This is a genomic window from Luteibacter anthropi (assembly GCF_023699965.1).
Classification (GTDB): Bacteria; Pseudomonadota; Gammaproteobacteria; order Xanthomonadales; family Rhodanobacteraceae; genus Luteibacter; species Luteibacter anthropi.
This window is the reverse complement of record NZ_CP077072.1, coordinates 3,616,532-3,640,811: the sequence shown is the minus strand read 5'-3', so window position 1 is coordinate 3,640,811 and position 24,280 is coordinate 3,616,532. Positions and strand designations below refer to the sequence as shown.

Sequence of the window (24,280 nt, the reverse complement as noted above, 5' to 3'; positions counted from 1 at the left end):
TCGATGCGCGAGTGTAGCCGCGACGGGCTCGGCATCGGCGGGTTCGGTGGGACGACGCATCAGGCAGAGCGCTCCGTGAGCCTCGCCTCGACCGGCACAAGTCGGCCGGCAGCGCGCCGGCGCGGAAGACGCACGTCGAAGCGCACGCCGGATTCGCTATTCTCCGCATGCACCGAGCCGCCGTGGGCACTGACGAACTGATCCACGATGTACAGGCCCAGGCCTAACCCGGTGCTTGGGTTGAACGTGCCCTTGAACGGCTCGAACAATCGCGGAAGCAACGCATCCGCGATACGGCCGGCATTGCGCACCGAGCAACCGATCATGTCTTCCTGCGAGCCATCCACGTGCACCGTGATCTCGGCGCCCTCGCCATGCTGCACGGCATTGCCGAGCAGGTTGGTCACCACCTGCCCCATCCGCACGGTGTCGAAGGTGGCGCGCAGGTCGCCGGCCGTGGACAGGGCGATGACCCGCTCCGGATGGGCCCGACGCATCTCTGCCACCACTTCGTCGCAGACCTCGCCGAGGTCCGCCGGCTGAAGATCCATGGTGAGCGTGGATGACCGGATACGCGAGAAATCGAGCATCTGCTCGATCATCCGCGACATGCGGGCCGCGCTGGTGCGCACATAGGAGGCGGTGCGAGCGAAGGTCGTGCCGTCGGCCTCCTCGATCAGGCGGTCGGCGCACAGCGTCACGGCCGACAAGGGCGTACGCAGGTCGTGGGTGAGCACGGCCATCATGGTCTGGTTGAGGTCCAGGGCGCGTTCCAGCTGTTCGTTGCGCCGCTCCAGCTCCAGCCGTTGCCGGTACAACTGGATGAACACGCCGACCTTGCCCAGGATGACCCGGGGCTCCACCGGCTTGTGCAGGAAATCCACGGCGCCCGTCTCATAGCCTTTGAAGGAGCGCGCCGGGTCATCGGGCGATGCCGTGAGGAAAATGATCGGCACATGCCGCGTACGCTGCGATCCGCGCATCAGCTCGGCAAGGGTAAAACCGTCCATCTCCGGCATCTGCACGTCCAGCAGGGCCAGGGCCACGTCGAACCTGAGCAACAGCTCCAGCGCTTCGGCACCCGAGGATGCCTTGAGGATGGTCACGCCCTCCTGCGCCAGCAATGCCTCCATCGCCGTGAGGTTCTGGGGAATGTCGTCGACGATAAGCAAATGGGTGCTGCGCTCGGGCCGGGGAGCGGCCACGGGGGTTCCGATGATGAAGCTCACGATGCCCTCCTCTGGTAGATGCGCTGCGTGGAAACGAACGGCTCGAACATCGGCGCGTGGACACCGAACTGAAGTGATTCCTTGCTGCCCAGTCCCAGGAAGCCCTTGCGGACCAGTGCCTCGGAAAACAGACCCACCGCCCGATCCTGGAGATCCCGGTTGAAATAGATCAGCACGTTGCGGCAGGACACGAGGTGCACTTCGGAAAACACCGAGTCGGTGGCGAGGCTATGGTCGGCAAACACCACCTGTTTCGTCAGGCGCCGGTTGAACACCGCGTTGCCATAGGCCGAGGTGTAGTAGTCCGACAGCGAGCCGCGACCGCCTGCCGCCACATAGTTACGGCTGAACTGGGCCACGCGTTCCACCCGGTAGGTGCCCTGCTCCGCCCGGGTCAACGCATCGGCGTTGATGTCGGTGGCATAGATCACCGTGCGCTCCAGCAGCCCTTCCTCGGCCAGCATGATCGCCAGCGACCACACTTCCTCGCCACTGCTGCACCCGGCCACCCAGACCTTGATGGACGGATACGTCGCCAGTACCGGCAGCACATCCTCGCGCAGGGCGCGGAAATAGGCCGGGTCCCGGAACATCTCCGAGACCTGCACGGTGAGGTACTGGATAGCCTCGGCGAAGAATGCCGGCTCATGGATGATCCGGTGCTGCAGGTCGCTCACCCGGGCACAGTCGAACCGGGTCATCGCATGGCGCACCCGTCGGCGGATCGAGCTCAACGCATAGCCACGGAAATCAAAGTGATAGCGCAGGTAGACGGCTTCCAGCAGGAGCCTGAGCTCCAGATCGAAAAGTTGCGTCGATTCATCGGTCACCGGCGGACTTCCGGACATGGAGAGCGGGCCCCGAGCCTGCCAGCCGGGGAGTCGTACAAATTTGGCAGCCGTGAATTTAACCGGATACCGGCGTGAAGGAAGTGTGGAGAGGGTAACAGGGCTGGCGCCGATGCATCCGGATCACGGAAGGTCACGTAAGACACGGGGAACAATCCGCTCGCTCGGGCTCCAGGGGCGATGGCACTTTCCTCCGTGGATGCCCCATGACACCCGTACTTACGCTAGGCCGCCTTGCCGCCGCTCTTGGATTGGGTTCCGGACTCCTGGCCCTGGCTCCCCCGTTGAAAGCGGCCTCCCAGGCGCATTACACCGGCACGGCCTATCGGCTGGGCACCGATGAGCTTCGTTATCGGGAAGAGCACTGGGTCTTCGACGAGGCGGGGGTGCGGAACCGGCTTGTGCTCTACCGCTGCCCCGGTGGCGCTCCGTTTGCCCGCAAGCTCCTGACATATCGCGGCGATCCGTGGGCTCCCGACATCGACTTCGAAGACCAGCGAACGGGATACCGGGAAAGTGTGCATGCGCAGGACGCCCGCCTGAAGATTGTCGTGCAACGCAATCCAGGCAAACGTGCCGAGTCGGCGGAACTGCCGTTGCGTCCCGACACGGTCGTGGATGCCGGGTTCGACGATTTCGTCCGTGAGCACTGGGCGGCCATCGATCGTGACGCCGGAACGACCGCACGCTTCGTCGTGCCGAGCCGGCTCGATGCCCTCCGGATCAAGCTCGGCCCTGACGACGACTCGCCCGCTTCCCCGCAATATCGGCATTTCCGCATGGCCCTGGGCGGCCTGCTGGGTGTCATCGCACCCAGCGTGGTGATGACCTATACCGTGGCCGGGCATCGTCTGGTCCAGTTCGAGGGCACGGGCAATATCCGCGACGATAGCGGCCAGTCGCAGCGCGTACGCATCGTTTTTGCTGCTGCCGATGACCTGCCTCCCGCATCTGCGCAGGACATCGCCGCCGCGCGCGGCGTGCCCCTGGTGTCACGCTGTACACAGTGATGCATCCGTTCGGTCAGATTCCACGTAAGTGGATCAAGACCGGCACGGGACATCCTGATGAACCCCATCGCACCTTCCTCTCCTGCCACCCCGACGGTGCGACGGGGTCGATTCGCCAGCCTGCGCCTGTGGTTCGACAGCCAGGCCGTGGCGGCCACGGCCGACGACCAGCGGATCGACTGGATACGCGCCGCGCCGTTCCTGGCCATGCACCTGGCCTGCCTGTGCGTGATCTGGGTCGGGGTGTCGCCGGTCGCGCTTGTCGTGGCCGCCTCGCTCTACGCCGTGCGCATGTTCGCGCTGACCGGTTTCTATCACCGCTATTTCTCGCACCGCGCCTTCCGGACGTCCCGCACCGTCCAGTTCGTGTTCGCCATCATCGGCGCCGCCTGCGTACAGCGCGGCCCGCTGTGGTGGGCGGCTCATCATCGCCATCACCATATCCACGCCGATACGCCGCAGGATCCGCATTCCCCGCGTGTGCATGGCTTTCTCTGGAGCCATGCCGGCTGGTTCCTGACCCCGGCCGCCTTTGCCACGGATCTCGACCGTCTTCCCGATCTGCGTGGCTATCCGGAACTGCGCTGGCTCGACCGCTACGACCTCGTCGTGCCCGTCGTGCTGGCCATAGCGCTTTACGTGGCAGGCGCCCTGCTCGCCACGTACTGGCCGGCGCTGGGCACCACGGGACCACAGATGCTCGTGTGGGGTTTCTTCGTCTCCACCATCGTGCTGTTCCACGCCACGGTGACGATCAACTCGCTGGCCCACCAGTTCGGCAGGCAGCGCTTCAAGACGCGTGATGCCAGTCGCAACAACGTGTGGCTGGCCCTGCTGACCTTCGGCGAGGGCTGGCACAACAACCATCACTTCTACCCCGGATCGGCCCGGCAGGGATTCCGCTGGTGGGAAGTGGACATCACCTGGTACGGCCTCAAAGCCATGCAGGCGCTCGGGCTGGTATGGGACCTGAAGCCGATCCCGACCTGGGTCCACGCAAAGGCAGGGAAGTGACATGCGCATTGCCATCATCGGCTCGGGCATCTCGGGACTGGCCAGCGCCTGGATGCTGGGCAAGGACCACGAGGTCGTGCTGTTCGAGGCCAACAACTATCTCGGCGGCCATACCCACACCCACGACATCGCGCTGGATGGACGGCACTACCGGATAGACACGGGCTTCATCGTCCACAACCCTCGGCACTATCCCCTGTTGCACGGGCTGTTCGACGAACTCGGCATAACCTCCCGGCCGACGACGATGAGTTTCTCGGTGCGCAACGCGGCGACCGGACTGGAATACAACGCCACCACGCTCGACACGCTGTTCTGCCAGCGCCGCAACCTGCTGTCACCGCGTTTCATCGGCATGGTGCGCGACCTGCTGCGCTTCTACCGGGAGGCGCCGGGCGTACTGGACGATGCATCCGGTGATGCCGGCCTCGGTGACTACCTGGCGGAAAACGGCTATGGCGCAGCTTTCCGCGATGAGCACCTGCTGCCGATGGCATCGGCCCTGTGGTCTTCACCGGCAGAGACGATCCTGAAGTTTCCGGTGCAATACCTGGTGCGCTTCATGGCCAACCACCAGATGCTCCAGGTCGCGGATCGTCCGCAATGGCAGGTCGTGGAGGGTGGCTCGGCAACGTATATCGATGCGATGCGCAGACGCTGGAACGTGAGTGAGCGCATCGGATGCCAGGTGCATGCGGTAATTCGCCGGGCGCACGGCATCATGCTCCGCACCGCCGCGGGCGAAGAGGCCTTCGATCAGGTGGTGCTGGCCTGCCACAGTGACCAGGCGCTCGCCTTGCTCAAAGACGCCAGCGTGCAAGAGCGCGACATCCTCGGTGCCATCCCATATCAGGTCAACGACACCGTATTGCACACCGATGCCAGCGTGCTTCCCCGCCGGAGAAAGGCCTGGGCGGCTTGGAACGCCCTGATCCCCGAGGGGCCCGGAGAACACTGCACCGTCAGCTACAACATGAACCTGCTCCAGGGGATCGATTCGCCGCGCCCCTTCGTAGTGAGCCTGAACCAGACCGCGCGAATCGACCCGACGCAGATCCTGCGCAGGATGACCTATGCGCACCCTGTCTACACGGAAGCGACAATTCGCGCACAGGCACGCAAGGACGACATCCAGGGTCAACGGCACACCTGGTTTGCAGGCGCCTACTGGGGCTGGGGTTTTCACGAGGATGGCATGCGCAGTGCCGTCGATGTCGTGAACGGCATTCGCGGTATCGGTCACGGCCCTGGCATGCCCCTCGCGGCGAGTGCCTGCACATGACTGCCTGGGCCAGCGCTGTCTACGAAGGCAGCGTGACGCATCGCCGTCACCTGCCCCACCCGCATGCGTTTACCTACCGCATGGCGCAGCTGTACCTGGATCTCGACGAAATCGACGATGTGTTTCGTTCGCACTGGTTCTGGTCTGCGAGCCGGCCCAATCTTGCGCAATGGCGGCGGAGCGACTACCTCGGCGCGCCGGATGTACCGCTGGCCGATGCCATTCGCGAGCAAGTGCAACGCGACACTGGCCATCGGCCCGGCGGCCCCATCCGCATGCTCGCGCATCTGCGCTACGCAGGTTACGTGTTCAATCCCGTGGTGTTTTATTACTGCTATGCCACCGATGGCATCACACTCGACTGTATCGTTGCCGAGATCACGAACACGCCCTGGCGCGAGCGGCATGCCTATGTGCTTCCTGTGGACCGTGCATCCCACCATGGTCGTGCCATGGCCTGGGAATTCGCCAAGGCATTCCATGTATCGCCCTTCATGGCCATGGATCGCCATTACGACTGGCGGTTCACGGCCCCCGGGGATGACCTCCGCGTCCATATGAAGGTACATCGTGCGGATGCCTGCGAATTCGACGCCACCCTGGCATTGGACAGGCGCCCGCTCACCGGGGCATCGCTCGCACGCGTGCTCTGGCGCTATCCGCTGATGACCGCAAAGGTCATGGGTGCCATTCACTGGCAGGCCCTGCGCCTGTGGCTGAAGCGCACGCCTGTCCATGATCATCCCGCCACGCCCCCACTCGCCAGCGCCCATGACGGGCACTCGCCCGGAGACGCGTCATGAACGAACTCATCAAAAACCCGCCCCTGGCTGCACGTTCGTCCGACACCTCCCCACTCGACCGCTTCCTGCGGCGTCAGCTGCTGGGCACGCTGGCCGCCATTGACCACGGACGCCTCGTGGTAAGCGACCCTCTCGGCACGACGGAACTGGGTAACACCTCCCAGGGTGCAAGCCTCCACATCGAGATCAGCGATCTGCGCTTCTATCGCATGCTGGCAACGCACGGCAGCGTAGGTGCGGCCGAAGCCTTTATCGAAGGCTGCTGGGGATGCAACGACCTGGTGGGCCTTATCCGCCTGCTGGTACGCAACCGTGATCTGCTCGATGGCATGGAAACCGGTCTCGCCCGCTGGGGCGGCATGGCGATGCGGGCCTGGCATGCCCTGCGCGAAAATACGAAGGCGGGCAGCCGGCGCAACATCGCCGCCCACTACGACCTGGGCAATGATTTCTTCCGCCTGTTTCTTTCCGACGACCTGATGTATTCGTCGGCCCTGTGGGCATCCGATACCGATACGCTCGATGCGGCATCCACGCGCAAGCTCGACGTGATCTGCCGGAAGCTGGGCCTGCAACCCGGGATGCATGTGGTGGAAATCGGTAGCGGCTGGGGTGGCTTCGCCATGCATGCGGCCTCGCGTTACGGCTGCCAGGTCACCACCACCACCATCTCTGCCGAGCAATATCAGTTGACCTGCGCGCGCATACAGGAGGCAGGTCTTGATGACCGGGTGACGGTGCTCCAGCAGGACTATCGCGACCTCGAAGGCCGCTTTGACCGCCTTGTATCCATCGAGATGATCGAGGCCATCGGGGCCCGCTACATGGATACGTATTTCGCGAAGATCGGTCAGTTGCTCAAGCCGGACGGCGTGGCGCTCGTCCAGGCGATCACCATCGAAGACCATCGCTACGCACAGGCCCTGCATTCGGTGGACTTCATCAAGCGCCATGTCTTTCCGGGCAGCTTCATCCCTTCGGTCAGTGCCATGCTGGCGGCAAAGACGCGCAGCAGCGATCTTGCCCTCGTGCACCAGGAGGACTTTGGTCTCTCCTACGCAAGAACCCTGCATGCATGGCGCCAGCGTTTCCTCGAACGACTCGACGAGGTTCATCGACAGGGCTTCGATACGCGCTTCACACGGCTGTGGGAGTTCTACCTCGCCTACTGCGAGGGTGGTTTCCTGGAGCGCTCCATCGGTGTGTCCCACCTGTTGCTCGCCCGCCCCGAGGCACGCCCGGCGACGGATCGGTGGGTGGCGTGAAAAACGCACGGACCACGACGATGAAGTGGTTCAACCTGGTCGGCTACCAGGCGTTGTGGTTTGCCCTGGTGATCGGTGCGGGCCGTGGACAGACAGGCTGGCCCCTCCTGGCTGGCGTGCTTTTCATAAGCATCCAGCTCGCGTTCTCTCCCGGCGCTGCGGCTGAATGCCGCCTGCTCGGCATGGCCTTACTGTTCGGCATGGTGGTGGACGGCGTGCCATCCATGCTGGGCTGGTGGCGCTACGCCACGCCGGCACCTTCACTGCCTCCGGGCGGCGCGCCCGCCTGGATACTGATGCTCTGGCTCTGTTTTGCCACCACCTTGAACCGTTCGTTTTCATTCGTGCTTTTTCGCCCCCTGCTCGCTGCGGTCCTCGGTGCCATCGGCGCACCGCTGGCGTATCTGGGCGCCGCACGAGGATGGCAGGCCGTGGCACTTCCTTCACCCAGCCACCTGGCGGTGGCCTGGCTTGCCGTGACGTGGGCCATTGCACTGCCCGTGCTCGCCCATATGGCGGCCCTGGCCCACCCGCAGCTCGTGGAGCGCCCCTCATGACCTACGCATTCCCCCTGCTGGTCCTGACCGCCCTGATGAGCGTGATCATGACCGCCGGCTGGTGGTGGCAACAGCGTCACCGCAACGCCGGCATCGTCGATGTACTGTGGGCCTCCGGCCTGGGCCTTGCCGCAGTCCTCATGGCCGTTGCCGGAGAAGGGAGCCTCCTGCCACGGGCACTGATGGGCGTCCTCGGCGCCCTGTGGTCAGCCCGACTTGCCCTGCACCTCTGGCGACGCGTGCGCTCCGAAGAAGAAGACGGCCGCTACCGCTACCTGCGCTCGCACTGGGCCGGTCACCAGGGCAAGTTCTTCGTCTTCTTCCAGGCGCAGGCGATTCTCGTCACGCTGTTCGCCCTGCCGTTTCTCGCCGTCGCTGCGAACCGCCTGCCTTATTCGCCCTGGATGATCCTCGCGGTGCTGCTGTGGCTTGTCAGCGTCGCAGGCGAAGCCATCGCCGACCGCCAGCTGTCGCGTCATCGCGAGCAGCCCGGTCAGCGTGGCAAGACATTCCGTGGCGGCCTGTGGCGCTATTCGCGGCATCCGAATTATTTCTTCGAGTGGCTGCACTGGTTTGCCTACGTGGCGCTCGCCATCGGTTCGCCCATCGGCTGGCTGGCGTGGAGCGGGCCTGTCGTCATGTACGCCTTCCTGCGTTGGGTCAGCGGCATCCCGTTTACGGAGGCGCAGGCCTTGCGTACCCGCGGCGACGACTACCGCGACTACCAGCGGACCACCCCCATGCTCATTCCCTGGTTTCCTGCCGGAGCATCCCATGAACACGATCGTCAATGACCATCAGGCCCTGTCCACCCACGATGCGGCGCCCGGCATCCTTGGCCTGGCAGAACGCGGACAGCTTCCCGATGCACTGATCCGCCTGGGTATCCGCCGCCTCTGCGCACAACGCCTGGCCGAATGCCGGGCCGGCGGCATCGAAGCGGAGCAGGCGCGTCACCAGGCACTCGTGCAGAGCCTGATGCAGGCCCCGCTGGCGATCCATACCGATGCGGCAAACGCCCAGCACTATGAAGTCCCGACGGCATTCTTCCAGCACTGCCTCGGCGAGCGCCTGAAGTATTCGTCGTGCTACTTCCCCACGGGCCGCGAATCGCTGGACCAGGCCGAACACGCCATGCTCCAGCTCTATGCCGAACGTGCGCAACTGGCCGATGGGCAGGACATCCTGGAACTGGGATGCGGCTGGGGTTCGCTCACCTTGTGGATGGCCGGTCGCTATCCCGATGCCAGCATCACGGCCGTATCGAACTCGCACTCCCAGCGCGAGCATATCGAAGCCGAAGCCCAGCGCCGCGGCCTGCAGAACATCCACGTAATCACCTGCGACATCAACGCTCTGGAGCTGCCGCCAGCGCAGTTTGATCGCTGCGTATCGGTGGAAATGTTCGAGCACGTGCGCAATCACCAGGCGCTGATGGCCCGCATTGCCGGCTGGCTACGCCCGGACGGCTCGCTCTTTGTGCACATCTTCGCTCATCGCCAGACCGCCTACCTGTTCGAGACCGCGGGCGAGGACAACTGGATGGGCCGGCATTTCTTTACCGGCGGCATGATGCCCGCTGCCGACACCCTGCTCTGGTTCCAGCGCGACCTGCGCATCGATCAACAGTGGCTGCTCGATGGCACCCATTACGAACGCACGGCCAATGCCTGGCTGGCCAATCAGGATCGTCATCGCGATGCGGTAGTGCAGATCCTGTCCGACGCCTATCGTTCGAATTCACTGGGGCGGCTCTGGTTCCAACGCTGGCGCATGTTCTGGATGTCGTGTGCCGAGCTGTTTGGCTATGACCATGGCCAGCAGTGGCTGGTGGCGCATTACCGCTTCGTCCGCCAACGCTAAGGGAGGCAAGCCATGAACATCCTGCCGCTGCACCTTGCACGCACCTGCCTGATGCTCTGCCCGCTGGCTGCCTGCTCCACGCAACCGCCGGTACCGCGCACATCCAGCGTGGACGTCGCGCGCTACATGGGCGACTGGTACGTGATCGCATCGATTCCCAGCCGTTTCGAGAAGGGTGCCTTCAATGCCGTGGAGTCGTACCGCCTGGCGGCGGACGGCACCATCCAGACCACCTTCCGATATCGCAAGGAAAAGGCCGACGGCGACCTGAAGACCATGCATGCCACCGGCTTCGCTCATCCCGGGGAACGCAATGCCGTGTGGGGCATGCAGTTCATCTGGCCGATCAAGGCGCAATACGTCATCGCGTGGCTGGACCCCGGGTACCGCTTTGTGATCGTGGCACGGGACAAGCGGGACTACGTCTGGATCATGGCGCACGAGCCGGCCATCAGCGGCGCGGACTATGCCGCCCTCGCCGGGCGGGTCGCCGCCATGGGATATGACGTGAGCCAGCTGCGGAAGGTGCCCCAGCAGTGGCCGGAGGCAGCCCCACGTTAAAACGTTGGCGTCTGGCGGCGAAATGCATCCAAAAATCCTCCTTCTTCGTATAGCCAGTAACGATCCCTGGCGACCGACTGTGTGGATTTCGCCGAACCGGTATGATGCGACCAGACCTGACCCATCCTAAAGTCACTCCGATCGAGGCGGTTCGTCGCGTGCCCCTTCAAGCACCCCAGGACACCGATGATCCGGCCTACTGGTCTGCGCAGGTGGGCCGCATAGGCGCGCAACACGATACCGATGCCTTCATGTGCCTTTTCGCCCACTTCGGTCCACGCCTCCAGCGCTACCTCACCGGCATGGGCGTGCCACCGTCGCAGGCGGAGGAGCTGGTGCAGGAGGCCATGCTCCGCGTGTGGCGCCGCGCCGCCCAGTTCGATCCGTGCCGGGCCAATGTGTCCACATGGCTGTTCCGTATCGCCAGAAACCTGTACATCGACAGCATACGCGGCGAGCCTCACTGGCTGGCCGTGCAGGACGATCTGGAGATGCTGGATGCGCTGCCGTCCGAAGACGGCGCTACCAGCGCCGAATCGTTCGCGGACGGACGCGGCCTGGATCGCGCCATCGACGACCTGCCTCCCCAGCAGGCCCGGATGATCCGGATGTCCTATTTCGAAGCCAAGAGCCATAGCGAGATCGCCAGGGAACTGAACCAGCCCCTTGGCACGGTCAAGTCCAGCCTGCGACGGGCCTTCGCCCGCTTGCAGGGGACACTGAGAAAAGCACCATGAAGCCGCACCACCACCCCGATATCGCCACGTTGATGGCCTACTCCGCCGGAGCGCTGTCGAGCGCGTTCTCCGCCGTCGTCTCCGCGCACCTGAGTGTCTGCCGCACCTGCCGCGACCGCCTGCGCGACACTGATGCCATCGGGGGCCAGTTGCTCAACCAGCAGGAAGGCATGCCGCTTTCGCCGGGCGCACACGAAAAACTCCTCGCCCGTATACAGCAACACGCGCCGGAGGCCGTACCCGCTCCACCGGAGACACCTGCGCGGCACGACCCCGACCTGCTGCCTGCCCCGCTCTGGTCGTACTTCGGGCGTTCATATCGTGCGCTACCGTGGAAGTGGATCGGCCCGGGCATCCATCACATCCGCGCACGCGACGTAACCGACGACCACCTGATGCTGCTGCGTGTCGCCCCGGGCCGCAGCCTGCCGATGCATACCCATGGCGGCAACGAGCTGACGATGATCCTGCGCGGTGCCTACGACGACACCCTTGGCCACTTCGCTCCCGGCGACATGGCCGACCTGGATTGCGATACCGAGCACCAGCCGGTCACGGCTCCCGGGGTACCGTGCATATGTGTCGCGGCAACCGACGCTCCGTTGCGGTTCTCCGGCTGGCTGGCGAGGATGCTGCAACCCATGGTGCGGCTGTAGTACCGAAGCACGCAGGCGAAGCGTGTTCTGCCATATCACCAACTGTAGCGGGCGGTCAGCATGGCGTTGCGCCGCTGGCCGTACTGGCAGCGTGTATCGATACCGCATCTGGCCACATAGATGCGATCGGTCAGATTATTGGCGGTGAGCACGAAGCGCCACTGCGCCAGCGTGTAGTGCAGGCCCGCATCGAATACGGTGAACGACGGCACCTGGAAGCTGTTTGCACTGTTTCCATAGCTTGCGCCGACATACTGGGCACCTGCGTTGAAGCCAAGGCCGGCGAAAGGCCCGCGCGGCAACGTGTAATCCAGCCATACGGACGCCAGGTGGCGGGGTGTTGCCGAGGGCGCCTTGCCCACGGTCGGATCATCGATGCTCCCCTTGGTGACCTTCACCTCTTGCAGCGTGTAGGCCGTCAGCAGCTTCAGCTGCGGGGTGAGCTCGGCCGTCGCTTCCAGTTCGATACCGCGACTGCGAGTCTGCCCCTGCTGCACGCTGCCATTGAGCATGGGGTTGTCGACCTGGGTCAGGGTGTTGTTCTGGCGCAGGTCGAAGGCGGCGGCTGAGAAGGTCGCATTCATCGCCGCAGGCTGGTATTTCAGCCCCACCTCCACCTGATGGGATGTCAGCGGTCGATAGGGGTGACTGTACGCATCGGTGCCAGCAACGGGAAGGAACGAGGTTGAATAGCTGGCGTAAGGGGCCAGTCCGTTATCGAACAGGTACATCAGGCCGGCACGACCACTGAACGCGTGATTGGTCTGCGTTTGGCGGGTGTCGCCCAGATAATCGTGAGTGGTGGAGCGCACCGCATCCTCGCGACCGCTCAGTGCCAACACCCACCGGTCGTATTTCATCTGGTCCTGCGCATACAGGCCGATCTGCTGTTGCAGCTGGCGGGTGCGGGTATCGTTGTAATCCGGTCGCTGCACCGGCCCGTAGACCGGATGATAAAGATTCAGGGGATAGCCGTAGTCGTAGCCTTCGTTATCGGCGAAATTCTGGCTGGTGGCATTCAGGCCAAGCAGCACGGTGTGTTTCACGGGGCCGCTTTCGAGCTTGCCGAGAAACTGATTGTCCAGGTCCACATTGTTGAAGCTCGAACCCAGGTTCATCGCCGCGCGCAGGATCGTCTGCTGGTCCGCCAGAAGACGGAAGCCGAACAGGGCCTGGTTGTCGAGGGTCAGGTATGCGTAACGGAAGTTCTGGCGGAAGCGCCACGCCTCGCTGAGTTCGCGCTCGAACAGATACCCGATGGAAGCCTGGGTCTTGTCGTAGTTTTCGTAACCCGGGTTGCTCGTGGACAGCCGCGTGGAGATCTTCTGCCCCAGGTCATTGGAAACCAGGGTCCCGATGCGCGGCAGGAAGTTGTTGCTGTCCATCGTGTCGTCGTGCAGGTAGGTCGCCATGACCGTCAGCGACGTCCTGTCATCCGGGCGCCAGGTCAGCGATGGCGCGAGCAGCGTGCGTGTACCGTGTACGTAGTCCACCTGGTTTTCGCTGTAGCTCTCCTGCGCGATGAAACGATAGAGCAGGCGCCCATCGTCGCTCAGGGGGCCGGAGGTATCTATACCCAGGCCATAGTGGTTATAGCTGCCCGCCGTGATGTCGACCTGGTGGCGCGCATCTTCGGTTGGCATCTTGGACACCATGTTCACCACCCCGCCCGGCTCGCCCAGGCCATACAGCATCGAGGCAGGGCCCTTGACCACCTCGATTCGGTCGAGCTGATAAGGATCCACGCGCCACTGATCCAGCCCGCGGCCGGCGACGGCGCCCAGCCGGGTACCGTCCAGATACATGAATTCCGCACCAAATCCGCGGAGGGTGAAGGCGTCGTTGCGGGTATCGTTGCTGTAGTACGTGGCGACGCCCGCCGTGTAATGCAGTGCATCGTTCAGGGTCTGTACGTTGCGATCATCCAGCTGGTCGCGGCCGATCACGCTGATCGACTGGGGCGTTTCATGGACGGGCACATCCGTCTTGGCGACACCGTCGGCGGTATCGATCACGAAACGACCTTCGGCGCCCCGGTTTGCCGTGACTTCCACGCCCGGCAGGGCTTTCGCTTTGGACGGCTCCGACGGCGGGTCCACGTCGGCACCCCGGCCAGGCGTGCCCGAAAACGCCACCACGATGGCAGCCGAAAGAATCGCAATTTTTCGCTTCACTACACGCACCCCTGAAATCAGCGGGCGAGTTTAAATGAGAATTATCCTCGTTTACCATGGGTCTGGAAATGGATTTTCCTGCGCTCGTGATCGCAACGGTCAATCAGAACCAGCGCCCCTCCGATAGCATCGCGCCACCCCTGCTCCGCCCCTTCGCCCCTTCGCCTGGCGTTACTTACCCGCACCCTGCTTCATCCCGAGAACCAAAGCGCATGGTCCGCCCGAACCCCCTCCTGAAACTACTCGCAACCAGCGCGCTACTGTGCCTGTCCGGATGCCAGACGGCCGCTTCGTCGAATGTCATCGAGAACAGCCGGCCGGCCACCGGACCCGTCGCCGGGCGTATCCACCACCTGGAGGGAGAGGGCCTCGTGCTGCGCGTTGGCAGCAACCAGGTAACCCTGGCACCTCGCGAAACACGCTTCACCGTAGACCCAGGGCGGGGGCTTGCCTCCGTCGACATTGCAAGACAGCCAGCCGGCCAGATGTGCGTGGTGGACAACCTCGCCGGCCATGGCGTGGACTATACCGTCTCGATCTACTGCGAAAGCTTCGTGACACGGCCCGTGGCCGTGGAACTCAACGCAGCGCGTATCGAGCCCAGGATCGACCGCATTTTTGCCCCCATCCGGGTCGGAGATGACGCAAGGCAAATCCACGGACTTATCGATACGGGTTCGGCGGGTGTCGTACTCAATGCGTTCCAGGTGTTTCCGCCCTCGATCCTTTCCAGGGATGGCTTCCACTTTCCCCCGGGCAGCCGGCGCATCTCCTATAACGGAATCATCGTCACCGATGTCGTCATAGAGAAGAAATACGGCGGGCGCGGCGACAAGGCTCATTCTTCCAAGGGCAACCTCGGCTTTGCGCAGATCACCTTTGGCAAGGACGGCCAGGTCGTCACCGGCCTGGTTCCCGTGCTGTTTGCTTATGCCGCCGGCAATGACAAGGGATACCATCCGTTTGCCCCGACCAATTCCACGGCCAACATCATTGGCATCAATGCCGACGTCAATGCACTGAAGGATCCGGAAGACGACGGCGCAAACGGTAACAAGGCACCACGCACCGCCGTGGTCTGCGACGAACGCGTGGTAACGGATTGCGGTCTCAGCAGCCCCTTCCGCAAGCTGGCATTCGCGACAGGCATCGGGCAGGGCTTCCTTCTGAACCGTGTTTCGATGTCAGACTGCCCCCTTTCGCAATTGGAGCACTGCCCCCTGGACCGCCTGCTGACCGTAGGGCTCACCGACAACATGTCGAGTGGCTTTGCCAGGGTCTATGCCAGATGCCGTGGCGGGATCATCGGCAACCGGGGACCGCTCAACGTATGCTCGCAGATCATCGGCAACGCAACGATATCGGCCGATGGCTATCAATACCACGGCAGCGTCATGTTCGACTCGGGTAATCCGAAGACCATCATCAACGTACCCAAGGGTGCGAGTTTCGATGCCACGCTGGCAGACAACGCGATCCTTCGTTTCGCCATCGGCCCCGATACCGTCTACAGCTCACGCGTAGGCGATATCGGAGCCGACAGAATCGTGATCAATCAGGACATGAATATCCGCACCTGCGTAGGCATCGCCTTTTTCGAGCGACATGCGATGTTCATGAACTATGACAACGGCATGATCGGGCTACGGTGATCATCCTTCACTTCACGGCGGCATTTCCGCCATCGGCGAAAAGGGCCGAGCCGGTGACAAAGCTCGACATGGAACTGGCGAGAAACAGAGCCGCCGAAGCGATTTCATCGGGCCGGGCGATCCGCTTCATGGCGTGCAGACCGGCGGCCCAATCCTTCTGTTGCTGATCACCCGCCATGGCGGTATCCACGCCGCCGGGCAGGAGTGCATTGGCACGAATGCCTTGCGCAGCGTAGTCCGCTGCGATGCCTTTCACGAGTCCCATCAATCCGGCCTTGGCGGCGCCATACGCAGCCATTCCGGGAAGGCCCACGCTCGTTCCGACGAAGCTAGACGTAAAGACGATCGATCCACCACCACGCTTCAGCATCGCCGGGATCTGGGCGCGGGCACCCAGGTAGGCCGCCGTGAGATTCGTGGCGAGCGTCTGCTGCCAGTCCTCCGGTGCTATCTCGGCCAGGGGCAGGATAGGCCCAACCATTCCAGCGTTGTTGATGGCGATATCCAGCCCTCCGAACTCGCGGACGGCGGCATCCACGCATTGCTCGTGGGTTTCGGCATGGGACACGTCCCCCGCCACGACATAGGCCTTGCCGCCGCCAGCACGTATTTCTCCGGCCACCACCTCCAGAGCTTCCCGATGGCGGGCGGTAAGGATGATGGCGGCGCCCTGTGCAGCGAACATCCTTGCGATGGCGCGGCCGATACCTGCCGAGGCACCGGTCACGATGGCCACCTTTGCGTCGAGTTGAATCATGTCAGTCGCTGTCTCTTGGTTGAAATGCCAGGGAGCACTCTAGGTTTACCGGCCACGCCCGACACTCCGTTTCTTGCGGTGCCGGCGCACGAAACTGCCTGACAGACAAAAGCGTCACGCTCGGGGCCACTCCGCTGCCGCTAACGCACATTCCGGCCAGGGAAAACGTGTACCGGCCCACGCACCCGCGCCAGACAATGGGGCCCGGTGGCCAGAGCTGCCGTCTTCGAATGCTTCATGACTGCGCAGGCTTCGCCCCTACGAGTGGTGGCGCTCCTTCTTGTGCCGGAACGCCCCATGGTTTTTTCCGAACCATTGTGGACCAGGACGATTGCAATGACATCCAGACACCTGATTTCCACGGGGCAATGCAAATATGGCATTTACCCGGTGTTATTCGGCCTATCGCTCTTACTGACCGCCCAGGTCACCCATGCCGCCGACGGGACGTCGCCGCCCGCGCCTGTCGTGCCCACGCTTTCATCGCAGATTCCACTGGAGATCACGCTCAGCAAAAAACCGCCGGATCTGGCCTCCCTGCAACACGACTTCGACGATTTCTCCTGGCAGTCGTTCGTTGCACTGAACTGGCCGGCCAATGCCGACGGCACGCCGAATAACAATGTAAAGATCGGCCAGTCCACCAACAGTCCCACCGTGTGGGAAAGCTACCGGGAAAGTCGAAGCATCTTCCTTGCCGGCGGCGCCACACCTGCACCCTGGGGCCAGGACAGCCCTCTCCCCGACGTCTGCAAGAACATCGACCCCAAACACCTCCCGCCGGGAACGATGCACCTGACCCAGGTCGGCAAGACGCCCAACGTGCTGGACGAAAGTGCCGAGCCCTTCAAGACCGGCCCCCTGATCGACCAGAACGGCCAGTACACCCGCTTCGCCATTTCCACCAACGAGGTGATGTTCAACTACATCCTTACCAACAAGCTGTATTCCAAGGCAGGTCAGCAGGCGTTCGGAGCGGATGCCGATTTCCCGGCCAGCAACCCGAAATCGCAGCAGCTCGGCTCCATCATGATCAAGACCGCATGGGTCAAGATGGGCGGCAAGTACGACCCTTCGAAGTTCTACACAACCTATGCGCTGGTCTACGACAACCCGGCGGAAGAAGCCGGCGTCAAGCCATCCTGCGTGCTGACCCAGGTCGGGCTGGTCGGCTTTCATATTGCCCACAAGACCACGGCCGAGCCGCAATGGATCTGGTCCACGTTCGAGCACGTAAGCAACGTGCCGACGGCCGGACAGAAACCCACGTTGAGCGCATACAACTTCTTCGACCCGAGCTGCAAGGATTGCAAGGTCAACGAACCGCCGGCACGCCCCTGGAACCCGGGCAATCCGCACACGAAGCCCAGCCAGGTGCAACGCGTGATAGCCATCACCGACGACGCGCAGCAGTTGAATGCGTCCTACCACCAGGCGCTGGCGGCAGTGAATCCCGACTCGGTATGGCTGAACTACCAGCTGGTCAGCACCCAGTGGCCCACCAACGCCCAGAGCAAGGTCGACCCGACGGGTGTGCCCGCGCCGTCCTTCCTCGCCAACACCACGCTGGAAACCTACATCCAGGGCCGCGTGAAGCAGACCTCGAGCAGTTGCATGGCCTGCCACAACAACGCCACCACCACGCAGGGGAAGTTCTCGGACTTCACCTATCTGCTCCAACGCGCCCAGTAGCTCCCAAGGAGACGAGCCATGAATAGCGATATGGATAACTTCATCGGCCTCAGCACGGTGCTCACGGGTTTCAATGAAAGCGTGATCGCGCCCGACCTCGACCCGGTGGATATCAAATCGGTGTACCTGCCCCTGTTCACGCAGAAGATTGCGCAGGAGAGCGGGAACCCGTCGCTGACTAGCCAGATCTTCCAGAAGTTCGAAGGCCTCCAGGCCAGCAAGCTCACGCCGCAACAAATCGGGCAGGCCATGCTGGATTCTGCCAATGGCGAAGCATTCGTGCTCGCCTGCCGTAAGCTGATCTTCATGTGGTACGCGGGCGCGTGGCCAACCGTCATCCCCGCCACGGCGACAACGCCGGCGAGTACCGTGAGCGACATCATTTCCGAGGACGCCTATACGTCGAGCCTCGTCTGGCAGGTGATGCAGTCCCACCCCATGGGCGATTCCAACTACCGCTACGGCTACTGGGCAAAAGACCCGGTGCCACTCAGCGACTACACGGGCAATCCGGGAGGCCAGTCATGACCACGCAAACCTATGACATCGTGATCGTGGGCTCGGGCATCTCCGGCTCCATCGTTGCCTATGAACTGGGCAGGCAGGGCAAGAAGGTGCTGATCCTTGAAGCCGGCCAGGAAGTACCGGTGGATCGCAGCGGCTACATGAGCACGTTCTTCAAGGCCAATGCAAAGACACCCGAGTCACCCTATCCGCCGACCACGCAGGACCCGAAACAGTCCACGCCGGAAAACCCGTTGGGGCTACCCAACCCGTCGCTGGAAAACGTGCCGCGCTACACCGTGCTCCAGATAGGCGCCTGGCGCAAACCGGACCAGTGCTACTTTACCTACCCGCCGCAAGCGCCCAACCTGAAGACCGACAGCCCGGAGGCCGTGTTCGCCTTCGGCAGTTCCTATGAGCGCATCGGTGGCGGCACCACGTGGCACTGGCTGGGAACCAGCCTGCGGCTCTTCCCCAGCGACTTCGAACTGAAGACGCGATACGGCCATGGCGTGGACTGGCCCGGCGGCAAGACGTTCTACCAGGGCCTGGTGCCTTACTACGAGAAAGCCACCAACGAAATCGGCGTAGCGGGCGACAAGGTCGCCCTGGACAAGATCTACCAGCAATTCGGTGTAGAGCCCTCCGGCACCTACGGGCCCAACTATAACTATCCGATGCCACCCATCGTGGAATCACTGGTCGATACGGCGTTCGGTGAGGTCCAGAACGTGACCGTCGATGGCATCAACCTCTTCACCACCCCGACGCCCCAGGGGCGCAATTCCCTGCCCGGCGATCGCCGCCAGTGTGCAGGCAACACCAACTGCATTCCCATCTGTCCCATCCAGGCCAAATACGATGCGACGGTCACCCTCGCCAATGCCTTGCAGACCGGCAACGTGGAGATCCGCTACCGGACGGTGGCGAGCAATATCCGTGTCGATGACAAGTCCGGCAAGGTCATCGGCATCGACTACATCACCTATGACGACCATCTCGGGGACAAGACGGGCACCGGCACGGCCGTTGGCACCACGTACCTGTTGGCCGCCCATGCCATAGAAACGCCGCGGCTCCTGTTGATGTCGAACAAGAACAGGAACTTTCCGAACGGAGTCGCCAACTCTAGCGACCAGGTGGGCCGCAACCTGATGGACCATGTCATGTACCTGGCCTGGGCGCTGGCGAAAGATCCGATCTATGCCTATCGCGGCCCGCTTTCGACCTCGGGCTTCGAGTCGCTTCGCGACGGCACGTTCCGCAGCAACCGCTCGGCGTATCGTATCGAGATCGGCAACGAAGGCTGGCAGTGGGCATCGAACGATCCGTACACCACGCTGGCAGACTTCGTGTTCGGGCAGAACAACACCCAGCTCAACGGCGACTCCAAGAACCAGCAAGGCAAGCCGCTACGCTTCGATCCTTCATTACCCGCCAACAGCACGCTTTTCGGCGCACAGCTCACCCAGACGCTCAATGCCATCTACATCCGGCAGATTCGCCTGGGCTACCTGATCGAGCAGCTTCCGGACCCGGACAACCGGGTGCAACTGTCAGCGACGGCGAAAGATCATCTCGGCCTGCCCCGCCCTTACGTCACCTATCGCATCCGCAGCAACTACGAACGCGACGCCTTCGTCTCAGCCAAGGCCGTATCGACGCAGATATTCAATGCGATGGGCGCCACGGAATACACGATGAAACCACCCTCACCCGTGCTCTACGGCACCCCGGACCAGGTGACGGCCACCAATTTCGACTACAAGGGAGACACCTTCACTTTCTATGGCGCCGGTCACATCGTGGGCACCTATCGCATGGGCGACAAGAAGGAAACGTCCGTGCTCAATTCACGGCAGCAATCATGGGATCACAGCAACCTGTACATGGTGGGCAGTGGCGTGTTCCCCACGGTAGCAACCGGTAATCCCACGCTGACCATCGCCGCCCTGGCATTCCAGGCGGCAGACAACATCCTGAAAGACCTGAACGCCCCGAAGACCAATACAGGGTCAGAAATAGTAACCTCAAATGCATCATGACCCATGAACTAGCCCTGGCTTGATGAATACTCAAAAATCCTTGTCACTCCGAAAGATATGGGCGTGACAAGGATTTTCTCCCAGAGGCAATTCAACCGCGCCCATGGCATGAAACGCGCCACTTCCATACCAGCCATATTGAACCACTACCGGTGCATCGTTACAGGCTGTTCGCGCGCAGCCTGCTGGACCTGATCCACCTGTTGATTCGCATGCCGCCAACTCGCCGCGTTAAAAGATTCAGACGATTGATCAAGAGATGTATTCACTGCCTCTTTTATGTCAACGGAAGCAAGCTTCTTGAAGGGATCATTGGTCTGACCTTGCATGGCCCAGCAGCGATTTGCGTCCGTACTTAGCGCCACAACATCGATGCGATCAAGGCCCTGGTTAATCGATTCAGCCGCGATGGCTCCTGCAATTTTTGACGTCGTCATATCGGATCGTCTACCTTGATCCGCATCAATCATCTCCATGCCTCGAAGCGCTTGTCGATACATTTCATGGCCTGGATGAACAGGATCATCCAAAAGTACTTTTGCTTCGTTCACTGAAGCTGGATCAATGGAGTTCCTCGCAGACTGGGCTTCAAGGTGATTTAAAGTAGCCGGCCCCGCTTTGCCATCGACTACCAGATGCGACTTGGCCTGGTAAGCCTGGACCGCCGCCTTGGTAGAGGGGCCAAACATTGCATCTGTCTTCAGCGGCTCATCGTGAACGCCTTTGAATCCAAGCGAGCGTAATTTCACTTGCAGGGATCGCACGTCATCACCGCGCATTCCCTCGCTCATGATCCGGGCATCTGCATCACCCAGCCCGCCACTTGATACAGACTTCGTCGACTGACTCTGGGGAGGCTCGGGCTCGTGAGTTTGCGTACTCAACCCATCGACCTGGCTCGCATAGGATGCATAACGATCCATTTGCGCCCCCATATTCTGATAAGCATTGGAAAGAGAAATGCTTCCATCCCCATACAAAGATGAATTTCTCGTAATCACATTCGATGAGAGCACGCTATCGACACGAGCGTCCGGATCAGCCGCCATCGCCCTTAAAAATCTCTGACCATCCGATCCACCAAGGTTATGCAACGCATAAGCATTCGCAGAGGCATCCGCTCCCCCTAGCGAAGCCGCTGTCTCGAGGTTCTTCCTGGTAAATTCAGCGAGCATGCCGGCCTGGAGACGAGCGTTGTTTCGCATCTCGGGGCTATTGATCTCATCCGCTGGCAGAACTGAAGCATTGGTAACACCATACTTCTCTCCATGATTTCGGACCATGTCAACCCAGGTGGCATCCAGAAACTGGCCGTAACCGTATGCGCTCGACATGGCTTTCGTACCATCGAACTGGGTCACTGTATTGAGTTCTTCGCGTTTCTTTCCTGCAACAGGTCTGGCCTGCGGATTAAATTGTGACTCGAAGCCTGCAATTTTGACGAGGACGCCAGCTTATACTCCGGCTGCGCTTGCTGCGTCCACAAGATTTTGGCGAGCTGCATCCCAGCGTTGATTAATGAGATTCTCATCCGTCATTACATTATCCTTATGCTAATATCCAAACTTGAGCATCAGCGCCCGGATGGAAGGGCGTATACCATTTTCACCGGGTCAAAGGCGACATCGAATACTTCCGGCTGACCTTCCTGTCCAGATTTCACAATATGCAGGGAGTAAAAGCCCTTTTCGCCCGCGACATCATTCACGCTCAACACGTATTTGACGGCTTGATCTTTTTCTGTCACCTGCGGAATACGACTAATATCTTTGATGCGCCCCTTGATGGCGGTGACAATACTGTAATTTGCTACTGTCAGGCCCTGCCAGGTTCCGCCACTCGCAAAGATCCACCCATAATTTCCCGAACCACTGAGCTTTACGAGTCTGGCCTGCGCACATCCGCACTCGCCCGCGGTGCCATAGTCCATCGCAGCATCCAATGCGTCATACGTCCACCCTTGAGGGCCACCTATTCGGATCTTAAATGCGCCCATCAGACCGGGCTGAACCTGGCTATATCCGTATCTTGCGTCGCCCCGGATATCCGTCGCGTTGGAGGTGTGCAGGTAGAGAAACCTGCCACGAGGTTCTTCTACGACCCGGGGTGTAGCTGGCCGCATGCAGTAGTCGAGAAGATTACCTTGCTCGTCCTTCCACTTGTAAGACCAGCAATTATTCGGCGCATTGAAGTTCTGGCCGTAAGCGTCATTCATCACTGACTTAACGATTCGATCGATATTGCTTTTATCGACGTCCTCCGAAGACGCCGTCGAAGTAAAGCCAGTCACGGTGATTACCAGAACAGTTAAAGCCAGGATATTCTTATCCATATCATTTCCATGCCTTTGATATTCAGCCCAACCTTGGCGCGCAGTGATGCGCCTCGGCGGAGGAAAATCATAGCGCATACGCGTCAAGAAACTGACGACCTCAATACCCGGATTCCCTTGACCTACAGGAATCTCAGATATTACGACCGAGTTTATTCGTTCCTGCGGGCGCTGTTGACCCTCTAACAACAAGATCCGCCGATAACACCCGCTTGCGCGATGGCACCGAAGGGTCATTGAGCAGTTCGATCATCATGCTCATCGCCTCGCGCCCCAGTGCATTCTTTGGCTGGGCAATGGTAGTAAGCGAAGGCGAGGTGTAGCGCGCGAAGCGGATATCGTCAAAGCCCACCACGGAAACATCTTCCGGTACGCGCACACCCTTTGCGCTCAGCGCACGCAGGGCGCCTATCGCCATCTCGTCGTTGGAGCAGAAGACGGCGCTGAATGGCCGGCTCTGTGAAAGCAGCAGGTCAACGGCACGTTCGCCCGCCTCGATGGAGAAGTCCCCCACCACCGTCAACGACGGGTCCGGCTCAATACCCGCCTTCTGCAATGCAAGGCGATAACCTTGTTCGCGATCCACGCAGATCGGGCTCGATGCCGGGCCAGCGAAGAAGGCGATCTCCCGATGCCCCAGGGCAACCAGATAATCCATCGCCGCCACGGCGGCGGCGACGTTGTCGATATAGACGCTTGAGATGTCCTTGTCCTTTACGTACTCGCAGGCATTCACCACGGGCAGGCGGCCATCGATGGGGATGGCCGGTACGCGGGGTGACATGGTGATGATGCCATCCGCCTGTCGTGCCGCAACCATGTCGGCATACGCCTGTTCGCGCACCAGGCTGCCCTGCGTCTCGCCCAGCAGCACCGAATAGCCGTTCTCATGCGCCACCTGCTCGATGCCGCGGATCACCTCGGAGAAGAACGGATTGGCGATGTCGGGTACCAGGGCCACGATCAGACGCGTACGCGAGGTGCGCAGATTGCGCGCCAGGGCATTGGGCGTATAGCCCAGCCGCTTGACCACCTCATGGATGCGCTGGCGCGTGCTCTCACTTACGACCTCCGGCCGCTGAAGGGCGCGCGACACCGTGGCCACCGATACGCCGGCCGCCGCCGCGATCTCCTTGACCGTGCGCACGCGTACAGGCTGCACCGCAGCATCGGCCTTGCCGCCGTTGGCTCCCTGCTTCCTGCGCTTCGGTGACGCCTCGCTCACGCGCTTTCCTCTTCGGTTTGTCGCCAACGTGCCGCGCACGATAGCAGCCGGGTGCGGGCCGGAACGGCACGATG

The 24,280-nt window shown here is 61.9% G+C and carries 22 protein-coding genes; 15 read left to right on the top strand and 7 right to left on the bottom strand.

Going from position 1 to position 24,280, the window contains the following annotated elements; all coding sequences use genetic code 11:
• Nucleotides 1-59: 59 nt before the first annotated feature.
• Both KR767_RS15680 and KR767_RS15675 read right to left on the bottom strand, forming a co-directional pair.
• Nucleotides 60-1,229, bottom strand: coding sequence for a hybrid sensor histidine kinase/response regulator (locus KR767_RS15680; protein WP_250876921.1), 1,170 nt, complete (start codon nucleotides 1,227-1,229; stop codon nucleotides 60-62).
• A complete protein-coding gene (locus KR767_RS15675; RefSeq protein WP_166948184.1) occupies nucleotides 1,226-2,077 on the bottom strand; it encodes a CheR family methyltransferase in 852 nt (283 codons plus the stop codon). The genes KR767_RS15680 and KR767_RS15675 overlap by 4 nt, the downstream gene beginning before the upstream one ends.
• 206 nt (nucleotides 2,078-2,283) lie before the next feature.
• Here KR767_RS15675 and KR767_RS15670 point away from each other — a divergent pair, with 206 nt between their 5' ends.
• The 11 genes from KR767_RS15670 (at nucleotide 2,284) to KR767_RS15620 (ending at nucleotide 11,825) form a co-directional block, all read left to right on the top strand.
• Complete coding sequence (locus KR767_RS15670; RefSeq protein WP_250876920.1) at nucleotides 2,284-3,087, top strand: hypothetical protein; 804 nt, start codon at nucleotides 2,284-2,286, stop codon at nucleotides 3,085-3,087.
• Nucleotides 3,088-3,144: 57 nt separating this feature from the next.
• Complete coding sequence (locus KR767_RS15665; protein WP_250876919.1) at nucleotides 3,145-4,101, top strand: acyl-CoA desaturase; 957 nt, start codon at nucleotides 3,145-3,147, stop codon at nucleotides 4,099-4,101.
• A 1-nt stretch (nucleotide 4,102) separates the two neighbouring features.
• On the top strand, nucleotides 4,103-5,383 hold the full coding sequence (locus KR767_RS15660) for an NAD(P)/FAD-dependent oxidoreductase (RefSeq protein WP_250876918.1): 1,281 nt from the start codon (nucleotides 4,103-4,105) through the stop codon (nucleotides 5,381-5,383).
• Entirely contained in the window at nucleotides 5,380-6,186 is an 807-nt protein-coding gene (locus tag KR767_RS15655) for a DUF1365 domain-containing protein (RefSeq protein WP_250876917.1), read from the top strand. The genes KR767_RS15660 and KR767_RS15655 overlap by 4 nt, the downstream gene beginning before the upstream one ends.
• Nucleotides 6,183-7,451: an SAM-dependent methyltransferase gene (locus KR767_RS15650; RefSeq protein ID WP_250876916.1), complete on the top strand. Its 1,269-nt coding sequence runs from the start codon at nucleotides 6,183-6,185 to the stop codon at nucleotides 7,449-7,451. Before KR767_RS15655 ends, KR767_RS15650 begins: the two co-directional genes overlap by 4 nt.
• Before the next feature lie 20 nt (nucleotides 7,452-7,471).
• On the top strand, nucleotides 7,472-8,008 hold the full coding sequence (locus tag KR767_RS15645; protein ID WP_166948196.1) for a DUF2878 domain-containing protein: 537 nt from the start codon (nucleotides 7,472-7,474) through the stop codon (nucleotides 8,006-8,008).
• Nucleotides 8,005-8,802, top strand: a complete 798-nt coding sequence (locus KR767_RS15640; RefSeq protein ID WP_250876915.1) for a DUF1295 domain-containing protein — start codon at nucleotides 8,005-8,007, stop codon at nucleotides 8,800-8,802. Before KR767_RS15645 ends, KR767_RS15640 begins: the two co-directional genes overlap by 4 nt.
• Complete coding sequence (locus tag KR767_RS15635) at nucleotides 8,783-9,871, top strand: SAM-dependent methyltransferase (protein WP_250876914.1); 1,089 nt, start codon at nucleotides 8,783-8,785, stop codon at nucleotides 9,869-9,871. Before KR767_RS15640 ends, KR767_RS15635 begins: the two co-directional genes overlap by 20 nt.
• A gap of 12 nt (nucleotides 9,872-9,883) precedes the next feature.
• The gene (locus KR767_RS15630) at nucleotides 9,884-10,432 is read left to right on the top strand and encodes a lipocalin family protein (RefSeq protein WP_345779879.1); all 549 of its coding nucleotides are present in this window, start codon (nucleotides 9,884-9,886) and stop codon (nucleotides 10,430-10,432) included.
• Between the two features lie 158 nt (nucleotides 10,433-10,590).
• Nucleotides 10,591-11,169, top strand: coding sequence for a sigma-70 family RNA polymerase sigma factor (locus KR767_RS15625; RefSeq protein ID WP_250876913.1), 579 nt, complete (start codon nucleotides 10,591-10,593; stop codon nucleotides 11,167-11,169).
• Entirely contained in the window at nucleotides 11,166-11,825 is a 660-nt protein-coding gene (locus KR767_RS15620) for a ChrR family anti-sigma-E factor (RefSeq protein WP_250876912.1), read from the top strand. Before KR767_RS15625 ends, KR767_RS15620 begins: the two co-directional genes overlap by 4 nt.
• A 35-nt stretch (nucleotides 11,826-11,860) precedes the next feature.
• Here KR767_RS15620 and KR767_RS15615 read toward each other — a convergent pair whose 3' ends face one another.
• Nucleotides 11,861-13,999, bottom strand: coding sequence for a TonB-dependent siderophore receptor (locus KR767_RS15615; protein WP_250876911.1), 2,139 nt, complete (start codon nucleotides 13,997-13,999; stop codon nucleotides 11,861-11,863).
• A gap of 212 nt (nucleotides 14,000-14,211) precedes the next feature.
• Here KR767_RS15615 and KR767_RS15610 point away from each other — a divergent pair, with 212 nt between their 5' ends.
• Nucleotides 14,212-15,651 carry a hypothetical protein gene (locus KR767_RS15610; RefSeq protein ID WP_250876910.1) on the top strand — a complete coding sequence of 480 codons (1,440 nt, stop codon included), beginning with the start codon at nucleotides 14,212-14,214 and terminating at the stop codon, nucleotides 15,649-15,651.
• Between the two features lie 7 nt (nucleotides 15,652-15,658).
• On the opposite strand, the gene KR767_RS15605 is transcribed toward KR767_RS15610, so the two are convergent.
• Nucleotides 15,659-16,408 (bottom strand): SDR family oxidoreductase, encoded by a 750-nt coding sequence (locus KR767_RS15605; RefSeq protein ID WP_250876909.1) that lies wholly within the window; start codon nucleotides 16,406-16,408, stop codon nucleotides 15,659-15,661.
• A 336-nt stretch (nucleotides 16,409-16,744) separates the two neighbouring features.
• On the opposite strand from KR767_RS15605, the gene KR767_RS15600 reads away from it, so the two are divergent.
• The 3 genes from KR767_RS15600 to KR767_RS15590 are packed head-to-tail and all read left to right on the top strand — an operon-like array spanning nucleotide 16,745 to nucleotide 20,649.
• The gene (locus tag KR767_RS15600; protein WP_250876908.1) at nucleotides 16,745-18,100 is read left to right on the top strand and encodes a hypothetical protein; all 1,356 of its coding nucleotides are present in this window, start codon (nucleotides 16,745-16,747) and stop codon (nucleotides 18,098-18,100) included.
• A gap of 18 nt (nucleotides 18,101-18,118) precedes the next feature.
• Nucleotides 18,119-18,628 (top strand): hypothetical protein, encoded by a 510-nt coding sequence (locus KR767_RS15595; RefSeq protein ID WP_250876907.1) that lies wholly within the window; start codon nucleotides 18,119-18,121, stop codon nucleotides 18,626-18,628.
• Nucleotides 18,625-20,649 carry a GMC family oxidoreductase gene (locus tag KR767_RS15590; RefSeq protein ID WP_250876906.1) on the top strand — a complete coding sequence of 675 codons (2,025 nt, stop codon included), beginning with the start codon at nucleotides 18,625-18,627 and terminating at the stop codon, nucleotides 20,647-20,649. Before KR767_RS15595 ends, KR767_RS15590 begins: the two co-directional genes overlap by 4 nt.
• 146 nt (nucleotides 20,650-20,795) lie before the next feature.
• Here KR767_RS15590 and KR767_RS15585 read toward each other — a convergent pair whose 3' ends face one another.
• From KR767_RS15585 to KR767_RS15575, 3 genes are all read right to left on the bottom strand, one after another.
• On the bottom strand, nucleotides 20,796-22,010 hold the full coding sequence (locus tag KR767_RS15585; protein WP_250876905.1) for a peptidoglycan-binding domain-containing protein: 1,215 nt from the start codon (nucleotides 22,008-22,010) through the stop codon (nucleotides 20,796-20,798).
• Nucleotides 22,011-22,222: 212 nt separating this feature from the next.
• Nucleotides 22,223-22,981, bottom strand: coding sequence for a hypothetical protein (locus tag KR767_RS15580; protein ID WP_250876904.1), 759 nt, complete (start codon nucleotides 22,979-22,981; stop codon nucleotides 22,223-22,225).
• 133 nt (nucleotides 22,982-23,114) lie between these two features.
• Complete coding sequence (locus KR767_RS15575; protein WP_250876903.1) at nucleotides 23,115-24,206, bottom strand: LacI family DNA-binding transcriptional regulator; 1,092 nt, start codon at nucleotides 24,204-24,206, stop codon at nucleotides 23,115-23,117.
• Nucleotides 24,207-24,280: the final 74 nt, after the last annotated feature.